Source organism: Eisenbergiella massiliensis, assembly GCF_003435485.1.
This window is the reverse complement of the sequence record NZ_QVLV01000002.1, coordinates 447187-471728: the sequence shown is the minus strand read 5'-3', so window position 1 is coordinate 471728 and position 24542 is coordinate 447187. Positions and strand designations below refer to the sequence as shown.

Below are 24542 nucleotides of genomic sequence, written 5' to 3'. Positions count from 1 at the left end.
ATATGAAAAAAACAATTGTAATAGTATATGATAAGGCAGTTATCAGCGGAGGTGCTGCAAAAATTGCCATTCAAAGTGCGATTGAATTAGCAAAGAACCCAAATAATAATGTTATTTATTTCTCTGCAGATGCAGAGATTGACGAGTGTCTACAATCAAATGACGCAATCAAGGTGGTCTGTATAGATACACCTCATATTGCTGGCAATAGGAATAAGCTAAAAGCGTGCTGTTATGGCATTTGGAACAGACAGGCAAAAGTTGAACTAGTGAAAATATTGACAGGTTTAGACCCGAACCATACTGTTGTTCATATACATGGATGGAGTAAGGCATTGTCGGTATCCGTTGTTGCTGTTACCCAGAAAATGAAATTTCCGATACTCATCACTTTACATGATTACTTTTCGGTGTGTCCCAATGGAGGTTTTTTTGACTACCGGAAAAAAGAACTGTGCCAATTGAAACCGATGAGTTGGAAGTGCATAGCCTGTAATTGTGATAAACGATCTTATTTTCAAAAAATCTGGCGATGTGCTAGACAAATAGTTCAGAACCGATATGTACAAAACTCCAAAGACATTAATTTTGCATATATTTCCAACAGAATTCTGAATCTGTCCCAGCCATATATGCAGTCGACAGAATTTCACTACCTGAGAAATCCTATCGACTTATCGGATCAGATGGTAATGACTCACCATTGCAGCAATATTTTCCTTTGCGTCGGCAGAGTATCTGAAGAAAAGGGAGTAGAGGATTTCTGCAAAGCAATTACAGAACTACAAAAATGTGCTGATATTCGAGGACAGGTTGTTGGTGTAGGCCCTCTGCTGGATACATTAAAACAGAGATACCCCCAAATTGAATTCGTCGGCTGGGTCAATAGTGCGCAGTTAACGAAATACTATCAGGTAGCCAGAGCCTTAATCTTCCCATCTATTTGCAACGAGGGCTCACCTTTGACCATTCCTGAGGCAATGTCGGCAGGTCTGCCTTGTATTGTTACAGACTGTACTTCAGCTACGGAAACTATTAGGGATGGCGTAAATGGTCTGATTTATGAGGCAGGAAATGTGGAAGCTTTGAAACAAAAAATTCAGGCTTCCCTAGAGGACACTTCCATCGATCAGTTTCAAAGAAATATTAAGGACTCTTTCAAATGTGCGGATTATAGCTATGCTGCGTATGTTGTTCGAGTTAATCGTTTGTATGATGACATTCTCAGGAAGGAGCGCAAGGATGAAAAAGGAAATCAAAAAGTTCTTACATAATTTTTATAAAGGTGCCTATGCAGTAGGTTACCGACATGCCGGTGATAATATTACACATTTTGATAATACTCAGCCGTTTGAGGTGCTGGAACCGACACTGCACCGTTGGTATGCCGACTCGTTCCCCTTTGCAGAGAATGGCAGGGAATATATTTTCGTAGAAATTTTAGATGATGCAAATGGTGAGAAGGGCACAATCGGCGTGATTGATCTACAGGATACTAAGGAGGTTGTAGAAATCATTAATGAGCCCTTCCACATGTCGTTCCCCAATGTGTTTAAGTTTGAAAACGAGTTTTATATGATGCCGGAAACCAGTGAGTCCAATCAGTTACGGCTGTACAAAGCTGTCGACTTCCCATATGAATGGAAATTGCAGTCCATCCTGTATGATGATATTGCGGTAGTGGACACAGTTTTTGTGAAGACAGAAGGAAATGTTATGTATGCGATTGGTCAAAAGCTTCCAGAAAAAAACAATGTATTGTTTAAAATTGATACCAATACATGGAAGGCGAAACTCTCCGCACTAAAAGGAAACTATGTAGATAAGCGACCAGCCGGTAACTTTATCCAATATGACAATGGAACCTATCACGCTTTGCAGGAATGCGGAAGGGTATATGGTGAATATTTGCATTTGTGCAAACTGGATTCTTTTGATGGCGAAACTTTACAGGAAACAGAAATTGGTACTTATTCCGTTTCGGACATGGTAATAAACAGCAAAAGAAACTATTGGCGCGTGCATACGCTCAATAGAATGGGCAATTTAGAAGTGATTGATCTTCTGTATTATCAGATTAACCCTACGATTCTGATAGAAAAAGCAAAGCACGCGATGAAGAGATAGCAGAAAGAATTGAGGTTAATATATGAATAAAAAGAAAGTTGGAATTATCACATATCATTTTGCCAGAAACTATGGAGCTGTTTTGCAATGTTATGCGCTCAGAAAGTATTTAGAAAAAGCAGGATACGACGCTGTTGTGCTGAATGCTGTTTCCAGAATTCAGGAAAAGAACAACTCTGTTTTTCATAAGAAAGATGGTGTAAAGAATGTTCTTGTGAATGCCGTTTTGCTACCGTTTGTAAAACAGAGACTCAAGAAGGAGAAAGGCTTTGCTGATTTTGTGGAAAACTATATTCCACATACGGAAAAGGTTGTGAATACAGAGCAACTTAAGGCATTGGTAGATCGAGAGCAGTATTGTGCTATTATCAGCGGGAGTGATCAAGTGTGGAATCCTCATATCTTTGACTTTGATGAGATGTTTTTCTTCCCTTTTGAGACAAAGGCTAAAAAAATTGGCTACTCTGTAAGTATTGGAGATTCGTCTTTGGACGATATTCGTGCTTTTTCCAAATATGCGAAAGAGTTTCCATGTGTTGGTTTGAGAGAAAAGGGTGCGAGGGAAAAGGTAGAAGCAATTTGTGAACATAGTGTGGTGGATACAGTGGATCCGGTTCTATTGCTGACACGGGAGGACTGGGAATCATTTGTTGATAAGGAAAGCGTACTTTCCAAAGAAAAATACTTGCTGTGCTATCTCATTGATAAGAAACCTATAAAACGGAATATGGAGATCGCAGAGCAGATTGCTAAAGCGCACGGGATGAAGATAAAGTATATTTGGATGCATCTGGAAAAGGAATCGTTTCGGAGCAACTTTATGAATGATGCCAGCCCGGTAGAATTTCTAAACTATATGTATTACGCCTCGGCTGTTTTGACAGATGGATATCATGGTACGGTTTTCTCAACAATCTTCAATAAGCCCATATATTCCGTAATCAATAACAGACAAAGTACTGATTCTAGGATTCGTGACTACCTAACGCAGATTGGCCTTGAAGGTAGAATTTTTTATGGTGATGCACTAGATATTCCACAAAATAGGATTGATTACGCTGAAGTGGATTCAAAAATTCGAACTGTTGCAGATGCATCTAAGGTGTTCTTGAAAACGGCAATCGAAAAATGAGAAAAATGAGAGAATAATGAGATGAAAAAAGTAATTTATATAGTAAAATCAGAGTTACATATTTATCCTCCTTGCATTGCACAGATCCGTATTCTGAAAAAGTGTGGCGTGGATGTTGAGGTATGGTACGGCTCTTGTGATAAGCAGTTACTTACAATTTTTGATTCGGAGAATGTTCCATATGTGGATCTTCGTGAGCAGCGTGGAAAATTGCCTGGAAAACTGGATAAACTAAATAACTGGCAACAGTTTGCGTTCTCAGTGAAAAAGAGAATGAAAAACCTGCGGGATGTTTCGAAGATACTGTTCTGGTTCGGAACCGCAGAGACTGCGATGCCTATGATCGGAATGTTGAAGGGATACAATTATGCATTGACATCTTTGGAACTCTTAGATGACAATAAGTTCAAGAATAAGTTATTTTGCAAACTCACTGGAGATGCTAAGTTTATTGTTTGTTGTGAGACATCGAGAGCTTATATTATGCGTAACTGGTACGGCTTGAAGAAGCTGCCTTATGTGATGCCAAATAAGCCCTATGATTTCCATGATGAAAGACGCAAGACGCCTTCTATCGAGGCAACCCAGAAGGCAATCGAACTGGTTCAGGATAAGAAATTCATTATTTACCAGGGTATTTTAAAAAGCCTGGACTATATGCTGGAAATGGTAAGGGCAATTCGGGATTCTGGTACTGGCTACTATTTTGTACTGATGGGATTGGATCCGGAGAATATTTTTGAAGATATTCAGAAAGAGTACGAAAGATGCATCTTTATTAAGAATATTCCGGCTCCCTATCATTTGGAAGTTACCAGCTACGCTTCTATCGGCTTTGTATTCTATGATGACCGGAACAGTCTGAACCGTGCATTCTGCGCGCCGAACAAGATTTACGAATACTCGGGACTGCGTATTCCAGCAATCGGAAATGAAGTTCCCGGATTGATCAATACGATTGGAGCAGCCAAAGCAGGTGTTTGCGTACCAATGAAAAGGGGTGATCTTATACACGCAATTAGGGATATTGAAGATCACTATGACCTGTACGCCCAAAATGCTTATGACTTTTATCAGGGAACGGACAATGTAGCACTGATGAAACAGATTATTGTAGAAAATGGTATTCAATGAGATAAAATCTTTACATGGTATAGAGAGAGGTAGATTATGTCTCCAATCGTAGATTGGTTGATGATTTTTATTACATCAATTGTAACATATAAATCGTATAAAAAATTTGTGTTTGATAGATACTGCTCTGTATCATTTTATGTGGTATTTATTGTGTATATTTTTTGCTGCTTTCCAATTCTTTTGAATTATCTGATTGGAATGCCACAATATATTGTAGTATATTGGTACAGGTCTTTTTTAGAATCAATGAATAATGCGAGCGTTGCTGTTATTTATGATATCTATATAATAGTTGCCATTTTAGCTTTGTACACTTATGGCATAATGATGAATAAGAAATTGACACAAAGAGCGGTAGTTGCAAGCTGTGCCTTGCGAAATAAAAACGAAAATCCATGCATTTATATTTTGGGGATTGCTTCACCTGTACTTTTTGTATTGCTGTCCGGTAATGTGGATCAATTTTTAATATATAGTTCTATGAGTTTGAGAGGCGTAAGCGGACAGGACAATTTAATCCTGAACTCGCTGATTCTAGTCAGTTTGTTTTGCACCTGCATTATGATATTCTCAGGAAGAATTACTGCAAAAAAGATTTGCGTGTTACTAATGATTACTTTTGTATTGGCTTGGATGCAGGGAAAACGCTTTATCATTGCAGTCATGGGTGTCTTTTATCTTTTCTTCCTTACCAAGTCAGAACTTGGAAAGAAAGGAAGGAAGAAACTTTTCTGGGTACTTCCGATTTTGGGAATCAGTCTGATTGCCTTCTCAGCATTTTATTTGGTTATAATCAAACCGCTTTCAAACATGAACTTTGATAGTGTATATGATATGTTGCGAGTTGATTTTGGAAGAGATGATGTTGTTAAATATGTCATATATGAAGAATTCTTCAAAAAAATACACATTTTGGATTATCCGGGGCAAAGTTTTTTTTCAACGCTTTTTATCTTTATTCCCAGAATTATTTGGCCTAGTAAACCCTATAGTCATTATCAATATTTGACTTCATCCATCCTCAATCTTCCGATTCCTAAGCTGCCCGCAGGAACAACTCCCTGCTGGTATGAGATGACGTTGTGCAACTTTGGGTATTTGGGCTTTCTTGTGGGTATACTTGGTCTGATTGGTTTTTGTTATTTTGCAGACAGTATGAAGCAAACTAAATCAAAATCTTTGGTTTTTATGCTCATACTCGTTTTGCTTACACAGAATACAGACGTGTATGTTGTGTATATTTTCTTCATTTTTATGTATTATCTCAAGCAGCATATAAAGTATCCGAAAATCAAAATCAAATTTAGCAAAAAATAGTAGGAGGAAGAAAATGGAACTGGTAAGCAGAGATTCTTGTACCGGCTGTGGAAATTGTGGATTAGCATGTAAGAAAAATGCCATTACGTTTCAAAGAGATGCATTGAATAATATATATCCGGTGATTGATAGTAGTAAATGCGTGGATTGCAGTTTGTGCCAAAAAGTATGTCCCGTAGTCAATCGTGTTGAAAAGACTTTACCTCAAATGTGCTATTCTGGCTATGCTACGAATCCGACAATCCGGAAAACTAGCGCATCGGGGGGGATGGCGCAAGCAATTTATAGATGGTGTCTGAAGAAAGGAATTCTGTTTTCAGGTGTATACTTTGACAACAAAGAATTGAAGGCTAAACATAAGCTTGGAGTTACAGAAGAAGATATCCGTCAATTTACAAATTCAAAATACACATTTTCCTTTATGGGTGGCATTTGTGAAGATGTTGTTGATACCTTGAAGGCAGGCAAGAAAATGCTTTTTATTGGTCTGCCTTGTCAAGTGGCTGCGGTAAAAAAATATGCTGAAACGAAAAAAGTGAGTACCGATGAGTTGTTTACAGTCGATCTTATTTGTCATGGGGTTCCTTCTGATTTTTACGTCAAAGAGCATGTGCAGTACGTTACAAAAGGCGAATGCATTGATGGTTTATCTTTTAGAGATGAACGCTTCATGACGTCTAAGTTTGTATTTAGTGTGGATTATAAGGGAAAGAACTATCATAAATACGTAGAAAGTGATGATAATTTTCAAATTGGATATCATAATGCAACAATTTACAGACCAAATTGCTACAATTGTATGTATGCCAGCCCTGACAGATGTAGTGATTTGACCATTGGTGACTTTACCGGATTAGGCAAAGTGGATTCAGTTAAAGGAAATGTTGTAGAAATGAGATATCAGGGTATTTCTTGTGTGCTTTGTAATTCAGAGAAGGGAGAGAAACTCCTTACACAATTGGAGGTAGAGGGGGATCTTTCCATCGATTTGAGACCTCTTGAGGAAGCACTGAAGTTTGAAAATCAGCTTGCTAATCCCTCGATTCCTTCGATGTATCGCAATCGCTTTGTGGAACTTTATCCCCAAAATGGTTTTGACAAGGCATGCAATGTTGTGTTTAAAAACGAAAAGATTAAGAGACCGATTATTCACATAGCGAAAATTTGCGTAAAAAAAGTACTGGGAAGAAAATAAATGGAAAATATAAAAAAAATGATTAGCACCAAACTCTTCAAAAATGGAATGTGGCTGTTCCTACTACAGATTTTTAATACGGTTGTGCCATTGTTGACGCTGCCGTACATTACCAGAGTTTTGGGAGCCTCTAACTATGGCATCTTTTCATTATCTCTGAACTGGATAACCTATTTCCAGGTCATTGTAGAATACGGCTTTGGTTTTACTGGTGCAAGAAAGGTATCTATCGAGGGGGATTCCAGTCTGCAAAACTTATATAGCAGAATCATAAGTGCAAGACTCCTGCTGTTGGCAGTTTCCTATCTAGGGATGAATGTACTTGCTTATGTAACACATGTCGGTGTGCAGCAGTATGTAAGTATGAATATTCTTTTCCTTGTAATCATCGGTGTTGCTTTTCAGCTGACTTGGCTTTTTCAGGGGAAACAGGACATGAAGCTGATTACAATGATCAATGCTGTGTCTCGTCTGATTTCCGTGCTTCTTGTTTTCCTAATTGTGAAAGCAGAGGAGCATCTGTATCTGTACTGTTTTTGCTATTCCGGAACATTCATTTTCTCTGCCATTTTAGGTCTTGCTTTGTCAAGAAAAAAATATGGCTTGAAGGTGAAGCTTTGCAAGTTCAAGGATGCTATTGAAGAAATTAAAGACGGCTGGTATCTGTTTATTTCTCAGGCAATGTCCAAAATTTTCAGTAGCGTGGGAATTACTGTTCTTGGCGCAGTTGCTGCTCCGAGCATTGTAGGTATTTATTCCGCAATATATAAGATACCGTATATCATGATTTTGTTTTTCAGTCCGGTCAGCCAGACGCTTTATCCGTATATAAGTGTAAAGTTTTCGGAATCCTTTCCAAAGGGCTGTCAAACTGTAAAGCGGGCAGCAATGTACATAATTGGTCTCTTTGCAATAGGCGGACTTCTCATTATCCTGTTGCGTAATTTCCTAATCTCTGTTGCATTTGGCGTTGCTTATACAGAATATTCTAATATTATTGTACCTTTGGTAATGTGGATGGTGTTATCGATTACAAACAATTTCTTGGGGATACAATTCCTTGTGGCAAGTGGGCATCAAAAAGAGTACAGTCAGGCATTCTCTTTAAGTGCAGTTGTTACAGTTATACTGAATATCACACTGGGAATCGCTTTTGGCGTTTATGGTGTTTCCAGTGCAGCAGCTATTGGTGAAGCCGGATTAATGTTGCTATTAATTTTTCAAATATTAAAAGTGAAATCCACGGAAGAGGAGAGTATATGAAAACAGTAATGCTGGTCTTTGGCACAAGACCCGAAGCTATTAAAATGTGCCCATTAGTTAATGAATTAAAGAAAAGAGAAGGAATTAAGACAGTTGTCTGCGTTACTGGACAACATCGACAGATGCTAGATCAGGTTCTTGAGGTTTTTAATGTAGCGCCAGAATATGACCTTTCTATTATGAAAGACCGTCAGACATTGTTTGATGTGACTACAAATATCCTTAATAAAATTGGGGATGTATTGGATGACGTTAAACCGGATGTTGTCCTGGTGCATGGGGATACATCTACAACATTTGTTACAGCATTAGCTTGCTTCTACAAACAGATTCCGGTGGGACATGTTGAAGCAGGGCTTAGAACTTATGACATCTATAGCCCTTATCCAGAGGAGTTCAACCGCCAAGCTGTTGGAATCATTGCCAAGTATAACTTTGCACCAACCGAAAGAAGCGCAAACAACTTAATTAAAGAAGGAAAAGATCCTGCATCTATCTTTATCACAGGTAACACGGCGATAGATGCTCTTCAGACGACAGTAAGGGCTGATTTTAAGCACGAAGTTCTTGATTGGGCTGAAGACAGCAGACTAATTGTAATCACAGCGCATAGAAGAGAAAATCTTGGAGAACCAATGCATCATATGTTCCGCGCCATCAGAAGAATCATGGATGAGCACCCTGATGTTAAGGCCGTATATCCAATCCATATGAACCCTGTAGTCAGACAGACTGCAGATGAAGAACTGAGCGGTTGTGACAGAATTAGAATTATTGAACCAATGGAAGTACTTGATTTCCATAACCTTCTTGCTAACAGCTATCTGATTCTCACAGACTCTGGCGGAATTCAGGAAGAGGCTCCTTCGCTTGGTAAACCAGTGCTTGTAATGAGAGATACAACTGAGCGTCCGGAGGGGATTGCAGCTGGAACTCTTAAGTTAGTTGGCACTAATGAGGATGTGATTTATAAGAATTTTAAGGAATTGTTGGAAAATAAAGAATCATATAATGCAATGGCTCATGCAGCAAATCCTTATGGTGATGGTAAAACTTGCAGGAGAATTGCTGATATTCTGGAGTTTGGTTACACAGAGATTTAACAGCAACACAAAATAATTTATCTCAATGCCAATAAGTCAACTGTTCGATTACCTGTTCGAATAGAAAAAATATCAGCAGAGTCACAATAAAGCACAGCAAAAATATATCAATCTTAAAAGAAATAGAGCATTCTGAAGAAATAGAGTATTTTGAAAAAATGTGTTTCCCTCCAAAGTGTACCACAAAAAGATAGACTACAGTCTGCCAAAAAAGTAGTATACTGTTATTGTTATTTAGGTTGCATACTCTACAATAGAAAATAGCTGAGGTATAAGGAAATGAAAAAATATTGGGAAGTCTTATTTAATGATAGTTTAAAAACTGCCGAGATTTTTGGACCTTCCTATAATGATGAAGCATTGATAAACAGAGTGAATAATCTACGAAAAGAAGGATATGAAGTCCATTGCGATACTCCAGAGTATTCTGCGTATTCAAACAAAATGGAACTAATAGCAGAATTACGGATGATGGGATATCAGTGTAAGGACTGATTTGAGGAAACGAGTTGTGGTTTAAAGGAAACGGTAGAAACTGTAGACGGGGAGAAGGTGCGGAATTCTGGTATCAACAAAACTGTGGTAAATACACTTATTGTGTTTAACACCCAAAATCCCTATAGTGCCAACCCGTGAGCCAAACAGAAAATGAAGAATCGGAACAAACCGGAACGAGGAGCCGATGAAAATCGGCCTCTCTTTGTGACTGAATATATAGATTATTACGATTTAATAAGATGCAGTGTCTGATAAAGTGGTATGCTCACATGGCGTGTCTGATAACATGGAGTGAGACTAATAACATGAAAATAAGGAAGTGGTATCGGACTTCTATTATGTGGATAAGGCACTGCTGATTAAAGATTTCCTCGATACCCGCGCAAAGGTTACGCTGTTTACCCGTCCTCGACGTTTTGGCAAAACATTGAATATGGATATGCTTCGCGTTTTTTTGAAAAGACAGACAAAGATACTTCCGTGTATTTCCGTGATAAAAAGATCTGGGGTTGCGGCAAGGATTATCGCAAGCATCAAGGTAAATATCCGGTCATATTTCTCACCTTTAAAGATGTAAAATATGATACATGGGAATTGGCACTAAATTCAATCGCTCAGTTGCTGCGAAATGAGTATTTGCGCCATTTGGAAATATTGGATGGTTCTGCCATTAATAAATATGAAAAACAGGACTTTGAGAAGATTGCTTCCGGTTCACCCAATGAAGTGGATTTGGCATTTTCGCTCGGTAAGCTGTCACAGATGCTGGATTCCTACTACGGTATAGCTCCTGTCATTATCATTGATGAGTATGACACACCGATTCAGAATGGCTTTATGAAAGGCTACTACAATCAGATTGTTTCCTTTATGTGTAATCTGTTTTCAGGTGCATACAAAGATAATCGCCATCTTTCCTATGGATTTCTGACCGGGATTCTGCGGGTTGCAAAAGAGGGCATTTTCAGCGGCCTGAACAATCTGAGCGTCGATTCTGTTCTGGATGTTCGTTACAGCAGGTATTTCGGATTTACACAGGATGAGGTTTCTGTAATGCTTCAATATTATGGAGTAGAGATGAAGCTCAGTGAAGTATGCGAATGGTATGACGGATACTTGTTCGGAGAAACAGAAATATTCAATCCATGGTCCGTTATTAACTACATCAATGAACATTGCTCGCCACAAGCATTCTGGCAGTCTACCGGAAATAACAGTATTATAGGAGAAATTATCAAGGGCGCGACATCGGAGATTCAGGAGAATTTGCAGCTGTTGATGCAGGGAAAGACAATCTCTACCTATGTGGACATAGCAGTCATCTACCCTGAAATAAAAAGAAACCCTTATACGATTTACAGTTTCCTGTTGATGGCAGGATATTTGAAGATTGTTGATCGACAGGCGCTGCATGATGGGAATAATATCTGTACCATAGCGATTCCCAATAAGGAGATTTTCTATGTGTATGAAAAAGAAATTCTGTCCTGCCTTGCCGATAGCATTTCACCGTCTACTGCGATTGCTATCCAGCAGGCGATTATAATGCAGGATGTACCAAATTTACAGAAACACTTGCAGGATTTTTTGCGGCAGACCATTAGTATTTATGATGCTTCATCCGAAAGCTTTTAGCATGGTCTGATGTTGGGGCTGTACGCAATCATGAACAATCATTATAGGATCACCTCTAACCGTGAAGCCGGAGATGGTAGGTATGACATTCAGATGATGCCGCTGAACAAAAAGATGCCTGGTATTCTGATTGAACTGAAGGTGCTGCGTGGAACCGTTGCTCCAGAAAATGTTACCGAAAAATTGACAGCACTTTCTGAAATGGCACTCCAGCAGATTGATGAGAAGAATTATGCATTTGAGATGCAGGACGAGGGCATAACACAGAAGATGAAGCTGGGAATTGCTTTTTATAAGAAGCAGGCGGAGATTGCTTATCGTTTAGATTAGAGGATTGATGTCTGGGTAAAACAGTAGACCACACCATAATAAAATGATGAGAACCTTACGGAGAGTAAATTCTCGTAAGGCTCCTAAGAAGTTGGTGTATTAAAAATTGATATTATACAGTATTAATTATGTAGGAGCTGATTGTGGAAATTCAAGATTTCTGTGAAAATCGGTTTCCTTTTGGGAGTTTATATATTGTGAACTCTGCAAAAAAGTTAGACTAAACACATTTTTAGGGGGTTATGTTTACACCCCTAAAAATGTCATCATTTCATTTAGGCTCTTTCCGCTTTTTATATAAGCATCTATGATCTGCTCTGCCTCATATTTTCTATGTGATTCTTGAAGCTCCAGAAATCTGGATGATAGTTTATCACATTTTTCCTGCGTTTTTTTCAGCTCGTTCTTTACCTTCTCCTTTTCTTCTTCAATCGAAGCAATCGTTTTCTTTCTGGACATCTTCTTCCTCCTCCAAATCGTCCTTCATGGATAATTCATTTTGTAGTAATTCACTGATTTTGTTTGATTTCTGAATGACGTATTCTGCATTCATTCCAAACGCCGCCAGTATGTCCTTCTGTTTTTTCGTTACTGCATAATCCAGTTTGTACTTTTCACCGTTATATCGCACAATTTTAATTTTTTCCAGTTCACGGATTGCGGCAGGAACGATCAGATAATTAGGACTTGTTTCTATTCTGAGCATCTCTTCTTTTAGCAGATTATACATTCTGTTTCTTACGATGAGCGTCACAAATTCGAGAAACAGCTTCGCGGACATAGCTTCGCTGCTTTGTGCACGCATACTTTTTGATCCTATAAACGACTTGTCTGCACTGAATAACTTTTCAGAGATGTCTTTTCCCTTATACTTTACCAGTACCTGCTCCGCTGTCATTTTTTCAGAAGTGATTATGCAAAAATAGCCGCACAGTTCCAGTTCCCGCTGTACGATTTCCGTTTTTCTTCTGCATACAGAAGTATTCCTTTTTTATCATATTTAAAATCAAAATAGTCCAAATAAGTCTTTCCGAACAAGATAAGTACCAATCTTAAGACAGTAGCTTCTGTATGCTTCTGGCAATTCTTCTGGTAGAATTGCATTCGGAAAATACTTCTGGTAGTTTTCGTTCGGACTCATTTTTTGCTCATCTGCATCAGTAACCTTACCAATTATTGCTCTCTGGGCAATTGTATACTTTTTTTCCGGTTTATACACACGGTCATATTCATAAAGTATATAAGTTGCTTTCCCTTTTTTGATTGAGGTGATTTTTCCTGGAACTTGTGGAATTCGAACAGATATTTTGCTGTACATACATACCTCCATTTAGTCTAAAATATATGCAGAGTTCACATTATATAGACAGAGCGCATGGTTTGGCGTTTACGATTCCTTAAGGGGTCTAACCTTGGAAAGAACCAAGAAGCACTTGACAAATACCCCATAAGGGTATAATGTGGTTCTTGTAAACAATATACCCTTATAGGGTATTGCTAAAAATTAATGCGCAGTAGTTTAACTTATAAAAGTGTCCATATATTAAGGAGGTAATTTTATGCAAGATTCCACAGAGACAAATGATATTCCCATAATTTCAGCTTCAACCATTGCTACTATCGGCTCGCCTGCATCCTGCCCCCACCACAAACACACCCCCCGCACCCCCGAAGCTACCCACCAGCTCCAAAACCGCCTAAACCGCATGATAGGCCAGCTAAACGGCATCAAAAAAATGCTGGACGACAACCGCTACTGCGGCGACATCCTCACCCAGATAGCAGCCGTAGAAAGCGCCCTCCAAAGCTTCGGCTATATCATTCTCCAGGACCACCTGGAAACCTGCGTCGTGGAAGAAATCCAAAACGGTAACACAGAAATTTTAGAAGAAGCCATAGATCTGATTAAAAAACTAAAATAATTCAGACAATAACCCTAATTACAATCTTCACAATGCGACAGCCGCCAAATGAATGAAAGCTCCTCCGGGTTTTCCAAAAATCCCAGTTCTAACCGCATACCAAGTCCCAAAAGTCCCAATGTCCCCCACCAACTCATTTGCCAGCTTCCCACCGCAGAAATAAGGATAGTAATAAAGAAAGAGGTGATCCCCCCATGCAAACCCAAAAATTCAACATCACCGGCATGACCTGCGCCGCCTGCCAGGCCAACATCACCCGGAACGTCAGCAAGCTGCCCGGCGTCCAAAACGTCAACGTCAGCCTCCTGGCCAACCAGATGACCGTAACCTATGACGAAACCCAGGCCGACACAGCCAAAATAATTGACACCGTAACAGGCATCGGCTACGGCGCTTCCTGCCCGATACAAAATGAAAATAAAGAGAGTACAATAAGCAGAGAATGGGAAAACCGCCGTGAACTTACCGAGGAAAACCAGAAAGGCATGAAAACCCGCCTGATAACCTCCGTAGCCATACTGATTCCCCTCATGTACGTAGCCATGGGCCCCATGATGGGATTACCCGTACCGGGTATTCTAAACGGTATGGAAAATGCCCTGATATCAGCCCTGACCCAGCTTTTGCTTACTATCCCCATTATGATCATCAACCGCCATTTCTATCAGTCCGGCTTCAAGGCCCTGATAAAAAAGGCCCCCAATATGGACTCCCTGGTGGCAATCGGTTCCGCTGCCGCCTTCCTATACGGCGTATTTTCCATGTATAAAATGTCCTATGGCTTCGGACACGGCAATATGGACATCATCCATCAATATGCCCATGAACTCTATTTCGAATCCTGCGCTATGATCCTCACACTGATTACCGTAGGAAAGTACCTGGAAGCTCGCTCCAAAGCCAAGACCTCCGATGCCCTCCGCAAACTCGTGGATCTCGCCCCCAAAACCGCCGTGGTTTTCCGCGACGGACAGGAACAGACGATCCCGGCGGAAAACGTCATTGCCGGTGATATCGTTGTTATCAAACCCGGCGGAAGCATCCCCGTAGACGGAGTGGTTACAGAAGGCCACGGCTATGTGGACCAGGCCGCCATCACCGGAGAAAGTATCCCCGTGGAAAAAGACCCCGGAGACGAAGTGATTTCCGCTACTATCAATAAAAACGGCACCTTCCGTTTCCGTGCATCAAGAGTGGGGGATGACACCACCCTGGCACAGATCATCCGTCTGGTAGATGAGGCCGGCAACACCAAGGCTCCCATTGCCCGCCTGGCGGACCGTGTCAGCGGAATCTTTGTCCCCACGGTTATCGTTATTGCTGTTCTGACTGCAATTGCCTGGATAGCCACCGGCCATACCTTTGAGTTTGCCCTTTCCAATGCTATCGCAGTGCTGGTAATTTCCTGTCCCTGCGCCCTGGGCCTTGCAACTCCCGTAGCCATTATGGTGGGAACCGGAAAAGCGGCAGAATACGGCATCCTGATAAAATCAGCGGAAAGCCTGGAAACATTGCATTCCATCGACACCATTGTGCTGGATAAAACAGGAACCATCACCTCCGGACACCCTTCGGTAACCGATGTGATTATTTTTAACAAAAATATAACCCAGGACACCTTCCTGGCAGAAGCAGCAGCGGTGGAATCCGGAAGCGAACACCCCCTGGCTATGGCTGTGGTAGAAAAAGCCAAAGAGAAAAAGCTTCCGGTTCCCCAGGCGGAAAGCTTCGACGCCCGCGCAGGCCGGGGTGTCAGCGCCGTTGTGGAAGGGAAAAAATATCTGGCCGGGAACCTCGCCTTTTTACAGGAAAACGGCCTTCTTAAAAAAGAAGACATGCAAAAAACAGCCAAACAGAAACTGGAAAGCCTTGCCAATGAAGGAAAGACCCCTCTGCTTTTTGCAAAAGACGGCGAACTTGAGGGCATCATAGCTGTGGCGGATACCGTCAGGGATTCCAGCAGATCTGCCCTGAAGCAGTTTAAGGAAGCCGGCCTGAAGGTGGTAATGCTGACCGGCGATAACCGGATTACGGCAGAAGCAATCCGTAAAAAATTAGATATTGAAGAAGCCATATCAGAGGTTATGCCCACCCAGAAGGAATCCGTTATCAGGCAGCTTCAGGAAAAAGGACATAAGGTAGCTATGGTAGGCGACGGCATCAACGATGCTCCCGCACTCACCAGGGCGGATGTGGGAATCGCTATCGGTGCAGGAACGGATATTGCCATCGATTCGGCGGATGTGGTCCTTATGAAGGATTCCCTCGTCGACGTGGCGACTGCCATAGATTTGAGCAAGTCGGTTATACGCAATATCCGCATGAACCTGTTCTGGGCATTCTTTTATAACATTTTGGGAATTCCCGTGGCGGCAGGCGTTCTGTATCCGGCCTTCGGCCTGCGCTTAAGTCCCATGATTGGTTCGGCAGCCATGAGTTTGAGCTCCGTATGTGTTGTAACCAATGCCCTCCGTCTGCGCTTCTTCAAAGGGAAAACAACAGACATTACTGCCTTTGACCAGCCGGAAGCAATTTCTGCGCCGGAATCACAGCAGCCATCTGCCGTCAAAAAACAGCTATTGACCGCTGCACAGGAGGAATCCGTTACTCAGGAAGACCCCTCCAGCCAGGACACAATAAAACCAGAAAAAGAAAGGAATGGACAGGAAGAACTGTCCGGAAAAGGAGAATCAGAAATGGAAAAAGTAATCACAGTAGAAGGAATGATGTGCGCACACTGCCAGATGCATGTGCAGAAAGCCCTTGCAGCCGTGGAAGGTGTGCAGGAAGCGAATGTGGATCTGGAAGCAAAAAAAGCCACAGTTAAGCTGTCTGCGGACGTAGCGGATGACATCCTGAAGAAAGCCGTGGAGGATGCCGGCTATACCGCAGTGGACTGCGTAACCAGATAAAACAGCGCTGAACAAAAAAGCAGGATATGTCAGTTCAACAGGGAATAGTTCATTGCGCACAGAACCTAAATAAGGTATAAAGAAGAAGAGCCAGCCGGAACGAATGGGACGCGGCCCCAAAGCAGCGAAACAGCTGAAAGAATTCCGGATGCAGCTTCTTCTGCCGGAGAAACTGAATTCAGAAGCTTATAAAAGCCTCTGCACCGACAGAAACACGGTGCGGAGGCTTTTTCAAGCAACTTCTGTTATCTTTGCAAACATCACCCATCACCCATCATTTCTGCTGTTCACAAAGATAATGACTGCGGTACTGGCTGGGCGTCATATTGGTAAATTTCTTAAACTGCCTCATGAAATGAAGCTCATTTTCATACCCGCAAAGCTCTGCAATGGACTGGATGGACATTTCCGTGGTCCGCAGGTAAAAACGGGCGGATTTCAGGCGTGCCTGAATCACATCCTGAATGCAGGAAACACCAAACAGCTCCCGGTAAAGATGCTGCAGATAGGAAGGGCTGATATGCACTAACTCAGCCATCGCCTCAATTGTCCATTTTTTATGAGGCGTGTTTAAAATGGACATCCGCAGCTCATTCATTGCGGAATAATATTTGTTTTCCATGGCTTCGTCAGGAGAAGACAAAAGCTGGGAGGCCAGTGAATACAGCAAAGTCCGCATGAGGGAATCTAGAATCTGTTCCCGGTAGGGATGCTCCGAATTTTTTTCCAGGACGATCATACGGGCATATTCGGAGAGCTGTCCGGTAAAGGAAAGCGTGCATGGCGTATTGCAGGGAAGCTTCAGCTCCTGCAGGAATGGTAAGTCGCAGTCCTCAGGCAGAAAATGAATCCAGTCATCATTATAGGAGGCGCCTACGCTGCCGTAATGGACAGGAACCGACGGTTCATACAGAATAACCGTCCCCGGCGGAGTCTGCAGAGTTTTTCCATCTATCCGGAAAAAAGCCTCCGTTTTTATAAGCAGAAGAGTATAGTCAGGCGTTCCTCCCGGACGGCGCATTTCCAGCCTGGTCCGGTGCCTGGAATCATAACCGCAGTGGCCGACAGTAATCATGGCAGATACATATCCTTTCAGGTTAAAATGACAGCCCTGCCGGACATCTGGATAAAAGAGCAGTTTCCCTGATATCCGCAGCATTCCTGTCAGTTATATTTTACAGCCTTTTACAGATTTGTATAGTGCTGTTATAAAAATAAATAAATGTAAGGCTGCCGCTCTCCGGGTATACAGCAGGAGAGCAGCAAACCGCTGCCAGTCTCTCTGCAATTGTATCTGACGCCCGCTGCCCGGCTCATCTAATTGCAAATAAACAAAAAATAAGTAACAGTTCAGCCTTCGGTCAAACTGTTACTGCATCCGCTCATTAATAGTCGCCTTCGGCGAGGGACGGATGCCTGCTGCCACCACATTTTCTCACGGCTTGCGCAGTGAATGCGCAAACCTGCCAGAACTGTTACAATAATAATACATAAAGGAGTACAAACCATGGCAAGACAGGAAAGTAAAGAAGAAAGACAGAAATGGCTGGAGGAGGTATACGGCAAAATCTGTGCCAAAATGAGCGCCGAATGCGACAGAGTCGGCGACAAAATCCCGTATGTGCCGGAAAACGGCAGATATACAACAGACTGGGGTGAAAAAGACATATTCTGGTGGACCAATGGTTTCTGGGGAGGAATGCTCTGGCAGATGTACCATGCCACAGGGGATGAGAAATACCGGAAAGCTGCCGAAGGCGTGGAAAAGAGGATGGATACCGCATTGGCCGATATCGGAAAGCTGTATCATGATGTGGGATTTATGTGGCTGCATACCGCAGTTGCGGATTACCGTCTCACCGGCAGCGAGGAAGCCAAAAAACGAGGTGTAAATGCGGCCAATGTTCTGGCAGCCAGATTCAATCCGCTGGGCAATTTTATCCGCGCCTGGAACGGCGATAACCAGGTGGGCTGGATCATTATCGACTGCCTTATGAATCTTCCCATCCTCTACTGGATGAGCGAGGAAAGCAAGGATCCCCGATTCGCTGCAATTGCAAAAATCCATGCGGATACGGCCATTGACAAGCTGTTAAGACCTGACGGCTCCTGCAATCACATCGGCATCCTTGATCCGCTGACAGGAGAACTCCTGGAAGCGCCCGGAGGCCAGGGCTACGGTGAAAACAGCGCCTGGAGCAGAGGCCAGTCCTGGGCGGTTTACGGCTTTGCCCTCAGCTACCATCACACCGGTGAGGCCAGATATCTGGACGCGGCGAAAAAAGTGGCGCATTATTTTTTAGCTAACGTGGCTATGACCGATTATCTGCCGCTCTGTGATTTCCGTTCGCCCCAGGAACCGGTATATTATGATTCCACGGCAGGAGCCTGTGCTGCCTGCGGCCTCCTGGAAATAGCCTCCTTTGTGCCTGAACATGAAAAGAGGCTGTATGAGGAAGGTGCATACCGTATCCTGCGCGCCATGGAAGAGAATTTTGCTAACTGGAACCCTGAAGAGGATGCTATCCTGGAAATGGGAAAAGCAGCTTACCACAGCGATGCCGGACAGGAAGCGATTATTTACGGTGACTATTTCTTCATAGAAGCGATCCTGCGTCTGCTTCACAAGGACTGCTTCCTCTGGTAGTATATTTATAAAAAGGCGTGCTATGCGCGCGGACAGGAGAGATTATGGAAAACAATACAAGAAAAATATGGCTGGATTCCATGCTGCACATCGTAACTCCGGTGCTGCGGGCTTTGGAAAAAGAAGAACTGAAAAAGACCATGCCGCTGGATTTTCATGGAGAAAGAGCGCCCTTTGCGCCTTTGGAGGCTTTCGGAAGGAGCATGCTCGGCCTGGCGCCCTGGCTGGAGGCGGAGGGACTTGAAGGAGAGGAAAAGGAACTTCAGGAAACCTACCGCAGCCTGGCAGTACGCTGCATAGACAAAGCGACGGATCCGAAATCCGCGGACTTTATGATTTTTAACGAAGGCGGCCAGCCCCTGGTGGATACGGCATTCCTGTGCCATGCGCTGGTACGCGCCCCCAGACAGCTGGCAGGCAGACTGCCGGAGAGAGTGCACAGGAATCTGGCGGCGGCCCTGAGAAGCTCCAGGCAGATTGTGGCCTGCAATTCTAACTGGATTTTTTTCTCCGCTATGGTGGAAGCCGGATTGTATGTGCTGGGTGAAAAAGATTATGATAAAATGCGCATTGCATACGCCCTCAGGGTATTTGACGGCTGGTATAAAGGGGACGGCGTCTATGGCGATGGCGAAATGTTCCACTGGGATTATTATAACAGCTTTGTTATCCAGCCCATGTATTTGGATCTGGCGGAAATGTTCGTAAATCTGGGGGAAGAATTCCGGGAACTGGAAAAAAGGGTAGCCGCCCGGGCCGCACGTTATGCCTCCGTTCTGGAACGGATGATCGCGCCTGACGGAAGCTATCCAATCCTTGGACGTTCCATCTGCTATCGTTTCGGCGCTTTTCAGATGCTGTCCCAGGCCGTGCTGGAACATCGTCTGGAGGGCTCTCTGAAGCCTGCCCAGGTCCGCTGTGCATTGACCGCGGTTATCCGCAGATGTATGGAAAACCAGGAAATGTTTGATCAAAACGGCTGGCTGCGGCCGGGAGTCTGCGGATGCCAGCCCGAACTGGCGGAGGGCTATATCAATGTGGGAAGCCTGTACCTGTGCAGCGCCGTATTCCTGCCGCTGGGCCTTCCCGTCTCTGACCCGTTCTGGGCCGATGAAGATGCGGACTGGACCTCCCGAAAAGTGTGGAGCGGCGGCCACGTACAGATTGATCATGCGATTGACTGAACTGGACAATATTGACCCGACAGGATCATAATAATTATAAGAAGCCAAAATGCAGACTGTTTTGGCTTCTTATTTTTTTGCCATACCTGTCCCCTCAATAAAACTATTCTCATATACATTCCCTTCCCGTCCCGTATTTCGTTCCGTGTACAGTTCCATATCACGCAGTTCCACATCCGCGAAATATATTGGTCACCCCATATTCCTTATGCTATAATATCCAGAGAAATTCATACATTTTTACATCGTATGAAAATGATTGGTCCCGGTTTTCCGGGGATACATTGCTGGCAGGAACGCAGCTGCCGCCGTCGGCGGACAGCGCACAGGGGAGGAAAAATACATGATAAAGCTGCTTATCGTAGAGGATGAGCTGATAACCAGGCGCGGCCTGATGCGGCATGTCCCGTGGAAAAAAATAGGCGTGGATGCCGTGGAAACGGCGGAAAATGCAGATGAAGCTTTCGGGATATGCGCCAGATGGCAGCCGGATATTGTGCTTTCCGATATTAAGATGAGGGGCATGGATGGTATCGAGATGTGCAGACAGCTGCGCAGCCTTTTGCCGGACTGCCAGATTATTTTTGTCAGCAGCTATTCCTACAAGGAGTATCTGAAGGCCGCTATTGAGCTGGGGGCGATACAGTACGTGGAAAAGCCCGTGGTTTTGGAGGAATTAATCGGGGCGGTGGAAAAAGGCATCGAAAGAATTGCTCAGATTAAAAAGCAGAAGGCGTTGCAGGACAGCTATACGGAGAGCATGGATTTTTTGAAGAGGGAGGCTTTGTTTTCCCTGCTTTCCACGCCGGAGGATGTAAAAAAGCTGGAATGTCAGCTGCGCCGGAGCGGCCTTTGGGACAGCGGGGATACCCGGATGCGCATCGGGATTGTAAAGCTGGCGGGAACGGTGGACGACACCGGGGAGTTTGTCCGCTTCTACCGGGAAAAACTGCAGATATTTATGGCTGAAGAACAATTCTATTGTAATATGGATTTCCACGACAACAGAACGCTGATTTTGCTGGCAACCGGCACGAAGTCCATGCTGGACAGGGATGGAGAACTGATTCGTGCCCTCTGTGTACTGGCCATGGAATCCAAAGGGGAATACCGTCATTTCCTCGCTGTGGGAGCTATGGTGGAGGAACCCGGAAAGCTGTATGCATCCTATCAGTCCGCCTGCCAGTCGGCAGGATGCCTTTCCTATAAGGGCTTTGCCTCCTTTGCATTTTGTGGGGAAGCGCCGGCCGATCGGTATTTTGAGGTGGAAAAGGATCAGGAGGAGGCCTTTGTGGGCGCGCTTTCCAGGCGGGAGAAGGAGGAAGCCATCCGTATTCTGGAGCAGATTTATGCACAGCTTATAACAGAAAAGGCCGCGTTGAACAGCTCGGTAAAAAATATGTATTTCCTGCTTTACAGCCATATCCAACAGCTGGAAAAGGAACTGCTGACAGGAGAAGGAAGGGAACGCCGGGAATCCGGACGTTTCTGGGACAACGCGCAGACATTGGAAGAGCTGCACACCTTTGTTGCCGCCCGGGCCATGGAAGCTATTGAAGCAAGGGAAAGGGAAGGTACCGGAGGAAATGCGGTGATTTTCCAGGTAATTGAAGTGATGAAGCAGCGGTATTCAGACAAAAGCCTGTGTATTAAGGATCTGGCGGATGCCGTATACCTCACGCCCTCCTATCTGTCCGGTCTTTTTAAAAGGAGGACCGGAACCACCATCAACCAGTATTTGACCAACATGCGGATTGACCAGGCCAAGAAGCTGCTGCGTGACAACAGCCTGAAGCTGTATCATGTGGCGGATCTTGTGGGCTATGAGGATGCCGCCTATTTTGCCAGGATTTTCAAGGCGCAGACAGGAATGACGCCCTCAGAATATAAGGAGAATAAGAACCTGTGAAAAAAATATGGTCCCGGATGAAAAATTATTTCAAACGCCTGCCCATGCGGATTAAGCTTATCGTATCCTTTTCCGGCCCTATGATCCTGATTTTTATTCTGCTGCTTTCCTGCAGCTATATGCTGATTGAGAAAAGATACGAAGCGCAGATTATCTATTCCGCAGATCAATCCTTTGAACAGGCGGTCAACTTTCTGGAGAGCCATCTGCAGAATATGAATTATATTTTGGAGCTTGTGGGTGCGGATCGGGAGCTGCAGGACATGCTGGAGGAGGGAAATTACCTTACCAGACAGGAAGCGGGCGATCAGTGGAGGGATTACTGGAGGATCAATGATATTATGACCTCGCTGGAGCTTTCCAATAAAATGTACCAATGTGGAATTTATGTGCCTGACAGCCTTGTTTACGCCTATAACAGATACCATTTTTTCCCGGAATCCGATTTGCAGAAGAAACCGTATTATGAGGAAATGTGCGGCCGAATCAATCAGGGGCTGTTGTATTTCACAGGGCTTGAAAGAAGCGGCCCGGAGCTGGTGGGAGAGAAGCAGCTGCGTGTGGCAATGCTGAAGAAAATATACGGAGAGGCGGGAAGCGGCAGCTCCTGTATCGCAAGGGTGAGTGTTTCCAGTGATGAACTGGAACGGATTGTGGCGAATTCGGATGTTACGCAGAAGGGAATCAGTTACCTCATTAATCAGAGAGGGGAAATTCTGGCGGCATCCAGTCAGGAAAATCTGGATGAGCTGTCCGGAAAAGGAAGCCTTCCCGGCCATGGCAGGAATTCCTCATGGCAGGAGCTGCGGATGGGAGGAAGCGCCTATCTTTACCGTCAGAGAAAGCTGGAGCAGGCGGAATGGACGCTGGTTTCCATCATTCCCAGACAGGATTTTTACAGGCAGACTTATTTAATGGGGATGACGCTTATCTTTTTTTCCGTGCTGATTGTGCTTTCCATCTTTCTGATTTCCTGGCTGTTGGGAAAATATTACTCAAAGCGTCTGGTAACGCTGAATACGAAGATGAAACAGGTACAGGATGGGCAGCTTTCTTTGGAAATACCGGAAGAGGAAAGCGATGAAATCGGCGAGCTGTTCCGCAGCTTCAGTTATATGACCAAGGAGCTGCGCAAGCTGATGCTGGAGCAGTACCGGCTGGGTAAAAACGTGAAATCGGCCGAGCTGCGCGCGCTGCAGGCGCAGATCAATCCGCACTTTCTGTATAATACCCTGGATTTGATCAACTGGGAGGCCATGGATTACAATGCGCCGGAAATCATGGAGCTTGCGCAGAATCTGGCTCAGTTCTATCGGATCAGCCTGAATAAGGGAAGGCAGATCGTCAGGGTGCGGGAGGAGCTGAACCATGTACGTGCCTATGTCAGGATAGAAAATTACCATTTTGATAATGCCATCAGGCTTGAGATTGATGCGCAGGAGGGCGTGGAGGAGCTGTCCTGCATCAACATCATCCTTCAGCCCTTTGTGGAAAATGCGATTATGTACAGCATTGCCAGGGTGCCTGACATGGTGGAATGCAGAATCCGTATATCCGCGGTGACCGAAGGAAAGGATCTTATTTTTTGTATCACCGACAACGGGCTGGGGATGACTGCGGAACAGGTAGCGCATATTTTTGAGGAAAATACGTGCGAAGTAAGCCATGGCTACGGAGCCAAGAACGTGAACTTCAGGATTAAGCTGTGCTATGGGGAAGAATATGGAGTTTTCTATGAAAGCCAGGTGGGAAAGGGAACCACGGTTACAGTCCGTCTGCCCGCCCTGACCCCGGAGGAAGCGGAAAAGATTCTGTATATTGACAGTTAAAACGGAAAAAGACAACAAAATAAAAAAACGGCAAAATAAATAGCCGGCAGACGCGGCAGGAGTCCGGGGACAGGATTCCTGCCGCGTTATTTTTTGGGTTTAAGGAGGCCGGTGGCAGCAACCTTGAATGGTAAAAAAGAGCATAAAAAATGTGCTAATTTTAAATTTTTATGCAAATTACCAATGGCGAATAAAAATATAAAATAAAAATGATTGTAAAAGCAATATAATTTATAAATAAATATACAAAATGCACACAAAGCATAAAATAATCCGGTAAATCTCAGTTTTGTCATATTTCAATTTTTATCAAGGAATAATACAATACTTATATCAGCAATACGTACACAACGCGGTAGTAAAAAGTGAAATGTGTACAGAAAAGATTATGGTTCGGCCCTG

Annotated in this window: 22 protein-coding genes; 18 read left to right on the top strand and 4 right to left on the bottom strand. The window is 43.6% G+C overall.

From position 1 onward, the window contains the following. The first annotated feature begins 2 nt into the window (after positions 1–2). The 12 genes from DXC51_RS04730 (at position 3) to DXC51_RS04675 (ending at position 11737) form a co-directional block, all read left to right on the top strand. Positions 3–1274 carry a glycosyltransferase family 4 protein gene (locus DXC51_RS04730; protein WP_181970026.1) on the top strand — a complete coding sequence of 424 codons (1272 nt, stop codon included), beginning with the start codon at positions 3–5 and terminating at the stop codon, positions 1272–1274. Continuing rightward, the gene (locus DXC51_RS04725) at positions 1243–2127 is read left to right on the top strand and encodes a glucosamine inositolphosphorylceramide transferase family protein (protein ID WP_117543946.1); all 885 of its coding nucleotides are present in this window, start codon (positions 1243–1245) and stop codon (positions 2125–2127) included. Before DXC51_RS04730 ends, DXC51_RS04725 begins: the two co-directional genes overlap by 32 nt. A 22-nt stretch (positions 2128–2149) precedes the next feature. Further along, entirely contained in the window at positions 2150–3259 is a 1110-nt protein-coding gene (locus DXC51_RS04720) for a polysaccharide pyruvyl transferase family protein (RefSeq protein ID WP_117543945.1), read from the top strand. A gap of 21 nt (positions 3260–3280) precedes the next feature. Next, complete coding sequence (locus tag DXC51_RS04715) at positions 3281–4393, top strand: glycosyltransferase family protein (RefSeq protein ID WP_117543944.1); 1113 nt, start codon at positions 3281–3283, stop codon at positions 4391–4393. A gap of 36 nt (positions 4394–4429) precedes the next feature. Then, entirely contained in the window at positions 4430–5713 is a 1284-nt protein-coding gene (locus DXC51_RS04710) for a hypothetical protein (protein WP_117543943.1), read from the top strand. A gap of 13 nt (positions 5714–5726) precedes the next feature. Continuing rightward, positions 5727–6908 (top strand): Coenzyme F420 hydrogenase/dehydrogenase, beta subunit C-terminal domain, encoded by a 1182-nt coding sequence (locus tag DXC51_RS04705; RefSeq protein WP_117543942.1) that lies wholly within the window; start codon positions 5727–5729, stop codon positions 6906–6908. After that, complete coding sequence (locus tag DXC51_RS04700; protein WP_117543941.1) at positions 6909–8171, top strand: flippase; 1263 nt, start codon at positions 6909–6911, stop codon at positions 8169–8171. Then, positions 8168–9274 carry a non-hydrolyzing UDP-N-acetylglucosamine 2-epimerase gene (gene wecB, locus DXC51_RS04695; RefSeq protein ID WP_117543940.1) on the top strand — a complete coding sequence of 369 codons (1107 nt, stop codon included), beginning with the start codon at positions 8168–8170 and terminating at the stop codon, positions 9272–9274. Before DXC51_RS04700 ends, wecB begins: the two co-directional genes overlap by 4 nt. 279 nt (positions 9275–9553) lie before the next feature. After that, positions 9554–9769 (top strand): hypothetical protein, encoded by a 216-nt coding sequence (locus tag DXC51_RS04690; protein ID WP_117543938.1) that lies wholly within the window; start codon positions 9554–9556, stop codon positions 9767–9769. Between the two features lie 322 nt (positions 9770–10091). Next, positions 10092–10349 (top strand): AAA family ATPase, encoded by a 258-nt coding sequence (locus DXC51_RS30525; protein ID WP_117543936.1) that lies wholly within the window; start codon positions 10092–10094, stop codon positions 10347–10349. Further along, the gene (locus tag DXC51_RS04680; protein WP_181970024.1) at positions 10253–11407 is read left to right on the top strand and encodes an AAA family ATPase; all 1155 of its coding nucleotides are present in this window, start codon (positions 10253–10255) and stop codon (positions 11405–11407) included. The genes DXC51_RS30525 and DXC51_RS04680 overlap by 97 nt, the downstream gene beginning before the upstream one ends. A gap of 30 nt (positions 11408–11437) precedes the next feature. Then, a complete protein-coding gene (locus DXC51_RS04675; RefSeq protein WP_181970023.1) occupies positions 11438–11737 on the top strand; it encodes a PD-(D/E)XK nuclease domain-containing protein in 300 nt (99 codons plus the stop codon). A gap of 246 nt (positions 11738–11983) precedes the next feature. Here DXC51_RS04675 and DXC51_RS04670 read toward each other — a convergent pair whose 3' ends face one another. The 3 genes from DXC51_RS04670 to DXC51_RS04660 all read right to left on the bottom strand — a co-directional run bounded on the left by DXC51_RS04670 (position 11984) and on the right by DXC51_RS04660 (position 13055). Next, on the bottom strand, positions 11984–12196 hold the full coding sequence (locus tag DXC51_RS04670) for a hypothetical protein (RefSeq protein ID WP_117543930.1): 213 nt from the start codon (positions 12194–12196) through the stop codon (positions 11984–11986). Beyond that, positions 12165–12542 carry a hypothetical protein gene (locus tag DXC51_RS04665; protein ID WP_147332335.1) on the bottom strand — a complete coding sequence of 126 codons (378 nt, stop codon included), beginning with the start codon at positions 12540–12542 and terminating at the stop codon, positions 12165–12167. The genes DXC51_RS04670 and DXC51_RS04665 overlap by 32 nt, the downstream gene beginning before the upstream one ends. 201 nt (positions 12543–12743) lie before the next feature. Continuing rightward, a complete protein-coding gene (locus DXC51_RS04660) occupies positions 12744–13055 on the bottom strand; it encodes a hypothetical protein (RefSeq protein WP_117543926.1) in 312 nt (103 codons plus the stop codon). 241 nt (positions 13056–13296) lie between these two features. Between DXC51_RS04660 and DXC51_RS04655 the strand changes: the two genes are divergently transcribed. Both DXC51_RS04655 and DXC51_RS04650 read left to right on the top strand, forming a co-directional pair. Beyond that, positions 13297–13659 carry a metal-sensing transcriptional repressor gene (locus DXC51_RS04655; RefSeq protein ID WP_117543924.1) on the top strand — a complete coding sequence of 121 codons (363 nt, stop codon included), beginning with the start codon at positions 13297–13299 and terminating at the stop codon, positions 13657–13659. Between the two features lie 194 nt (positions 13660–13853). Further along, positions 13854–16571, top strand: a complete 2718-nt coding sequence (locus DXC51_RS04650; RefSeq protein ID WP_117530552.1) for a heavy metal translocating P-type ATPase — start codon at positions 13854–13856, stop codon at positions 16569–16571. A gap of 274 nt (positions 16572–16845) precedes the next feature. Here the strand turns inward: DXC51_RS04650 and DXC51_RS04645 are convergent, their stop codons facing one another. Beyond that, positions 16846–17646: an AraC family transcriptional regulator gene (locus tag DXC51_RS04645; protein ID WP_025489618.1), complete on the bottom strand. Its 801-nt coding sequence runs from the start codon at positions 17644–17646 to the stop codon at positions 16846–16848. 432 nt (positions 17647–18078) lie between these two features. Between DXC51_RS04645 and DXC51_RS04640 the strand changes: the two genes are divergently transcribed. The 4 genes from DXC51_RS04640 (at position 18079) to DXC51_RS04625 (ending at position 24140) form a co-directional block, all read left to right on the top strand. Continuing rightward, positions 18079–19218, top strand: coding sequence for a glycoside hydrolase family 88 protein (locus DXC51_RS04640; RefSeq protein WP_035321682.1), 1140 nt, complete (start codon positions 18079–18081; stop codon positions 19216–19218). Positions 19219–19262: 44 nt separating this feature from the next. Continuing rightward, positions 19263–20402, top strand: coding sequence for a DUF2264 domain-containing protein (locus tag DXC51_RS04635; protein WP_117543922.1), 1140 nt, complete (start codon positions 19263–19265; stop codon positions 20400–20402). 343 nt (positions 20403–20745) lie between these two features. Next, positions 20746–22311 carry a response regulator transcription factor gene (locus DXC51_RS04630; protein WP_117543920.1) on the top strand — a complete coding sequence of 522 codons (1566 nt, stop codon included), beginning with the start codon at positions 20746–20748 and terminating at the stop codon, positions 22309–22311. After that, positions 22308–24140 (top strand): cache domain-containing sensor histidine kinase, encoded by a 1833-nt coding sequence (locus DXC51_RS04625; RefSeq protein WP_117543918.1) that lies wholly within the window; start codon positions 22308–22310, stop codon positions 24138–24140. The genes DXC51_RS04630 and DXC51_RS04625 overlap by 4 nt, the downstream gene beginning before the upstream one ends. Positions 24141–24542: the final 402 nt, after the last annotated feature.

Excerpts from the sequence above, each read along its gene's own strand:
- DXC51_RS04730 (WP_181970026.1), top strand. The coding sequence starts at position 3 with ATGAAAAAAACAATTGTAATAGTATATGATAAGGCAGTTATCAGCGGA.
- DXC51_RS04725 (WP_117543946.1), top strand. The coding sequence starts at position 1,243 with ATGAAAAAGGAAATCAAAAAGTTCTTACATAATTTTTATAAAGGTGCC.
- DXC51_RS04720 (WP_117543945.1), top strand. The coding sequence starts at position 2,150 with ATGAATAAAAAGAAAGTTGGAATTATCACATATCATTTTGCCAGAAAC.
- DXC51_RS04715 (WP_117543944.1), top strand. The coding sequence starts at position 3,281 with ATGAAAAAAGTAATTTATATAGTAAAATCAGAGTTACATATTTATCCT.
- DXC51_RS04710 (WP_117543943.1), top strand. The coding sequence starts at position 4,430 with ATGTCTCCAATCGTAGATTGGTTGATGATTTTTATTACATCAATTGTA.
- DXC51_RS04705 (WP_117543942.1), top strand. The coding sequence starts at position 5,727 with ATGGAACTGGTAAGCAGAGATTCTTGTACCGGCTGTGGAAATTGTGGA.
- DXC51_RS04700 (WP_117543941.1), top strand. The coding sequence starts at position 6,909 with ATGGAAAATATAAAAAAAATGATTAGCACCAAACTCTTCAAAAATGGA.
- wecB (WP_117543940.1), top strand. The coding sequence starts at position 8,168 with ATGAAAACAGTAATGCTGGTCTTTGGCACAAGACCCGAAGCTATTAAA.
- DXC51_RS04690 (WP_117543938.1), top strand. The coding sequence starts at position 9,554 with ATGAAAAAATATTGGGAAGTCTTATTTAATGATAGTTTAAAAACTGCC.
- DXC51_RS04675 (WP_181970023.1), top strand. The coding sequence starts at position 11,438 with ATGAACAATCATTATAGGATCACCTCTAACCGTGAAGCCGGAGATGGT.
- DXC51_RS04670 (WP_117543930.1), bottom strand. The coding sequence starts at position 12,196 with ATGTCCAGAAAGAAAACGATTGCTTCGATTGAAGAAGAAAAGGAGAAG.
- DXC51_RS04665 (WP_147332335.1), bottom strand. The coding sequence starts at position 12,542 with ATGCGTGCACAAAGCAGCGAAGCTATGTCCGCGAAGCTGTTTCTCGAA.
- DXC51_RS04660 (WP_117543926.1), bottom strand. The coding sequence starts at position 13,055 with ATGTACAGCAAAATATCTGTTCGAATTCCACAAGTTCCAGGAAAAATC.
- DXC51_RS04655 (WP_117543924.1), top strand. The coding sequence starts at position 13,297 with ATGCAAGATTCCACAGAGACAAATGATATTCCCATAATTTCAGCTTCA.
- DXC51_RS04650 (WP_117530552.1), top strand. The coding sequence starts at position 13,854 with ATGCAAACCCAAAAATTCAACATCACCGGCATGACCTGCGCCGCCTGC.
- DXC51_RS04645 (WP_025489618.1), bottom strand. The coding sequence starts at position 17,646 with ATGATTACTGTCGGCCACTGCGGTTATGATTCCAGGCACCGGACCAGG.
- DXC51_RS04640 (WP_035321682.1), top strand. The coding sequence starts at position 18,079 with ATGGCAAGACAGGAAAGTAAAGAAGAAAGACAGAAATGGCTGGAGGAG.
- DXC51_RS04635 (WP_117543922.1), top strand. The coding sequence starts at position 19,263 with ATGGAAAACAATACAAGAAAAATATGGCTGGATTCCATGCTGCACATC.
- DXC51_RS04630 (WP_117543920.1), top strand. The coding sequence starts at position 20,746 with ATGATAAAGCTGCTTATCGTAGAGGATGAGCTGATAACCAGGCGCGGC.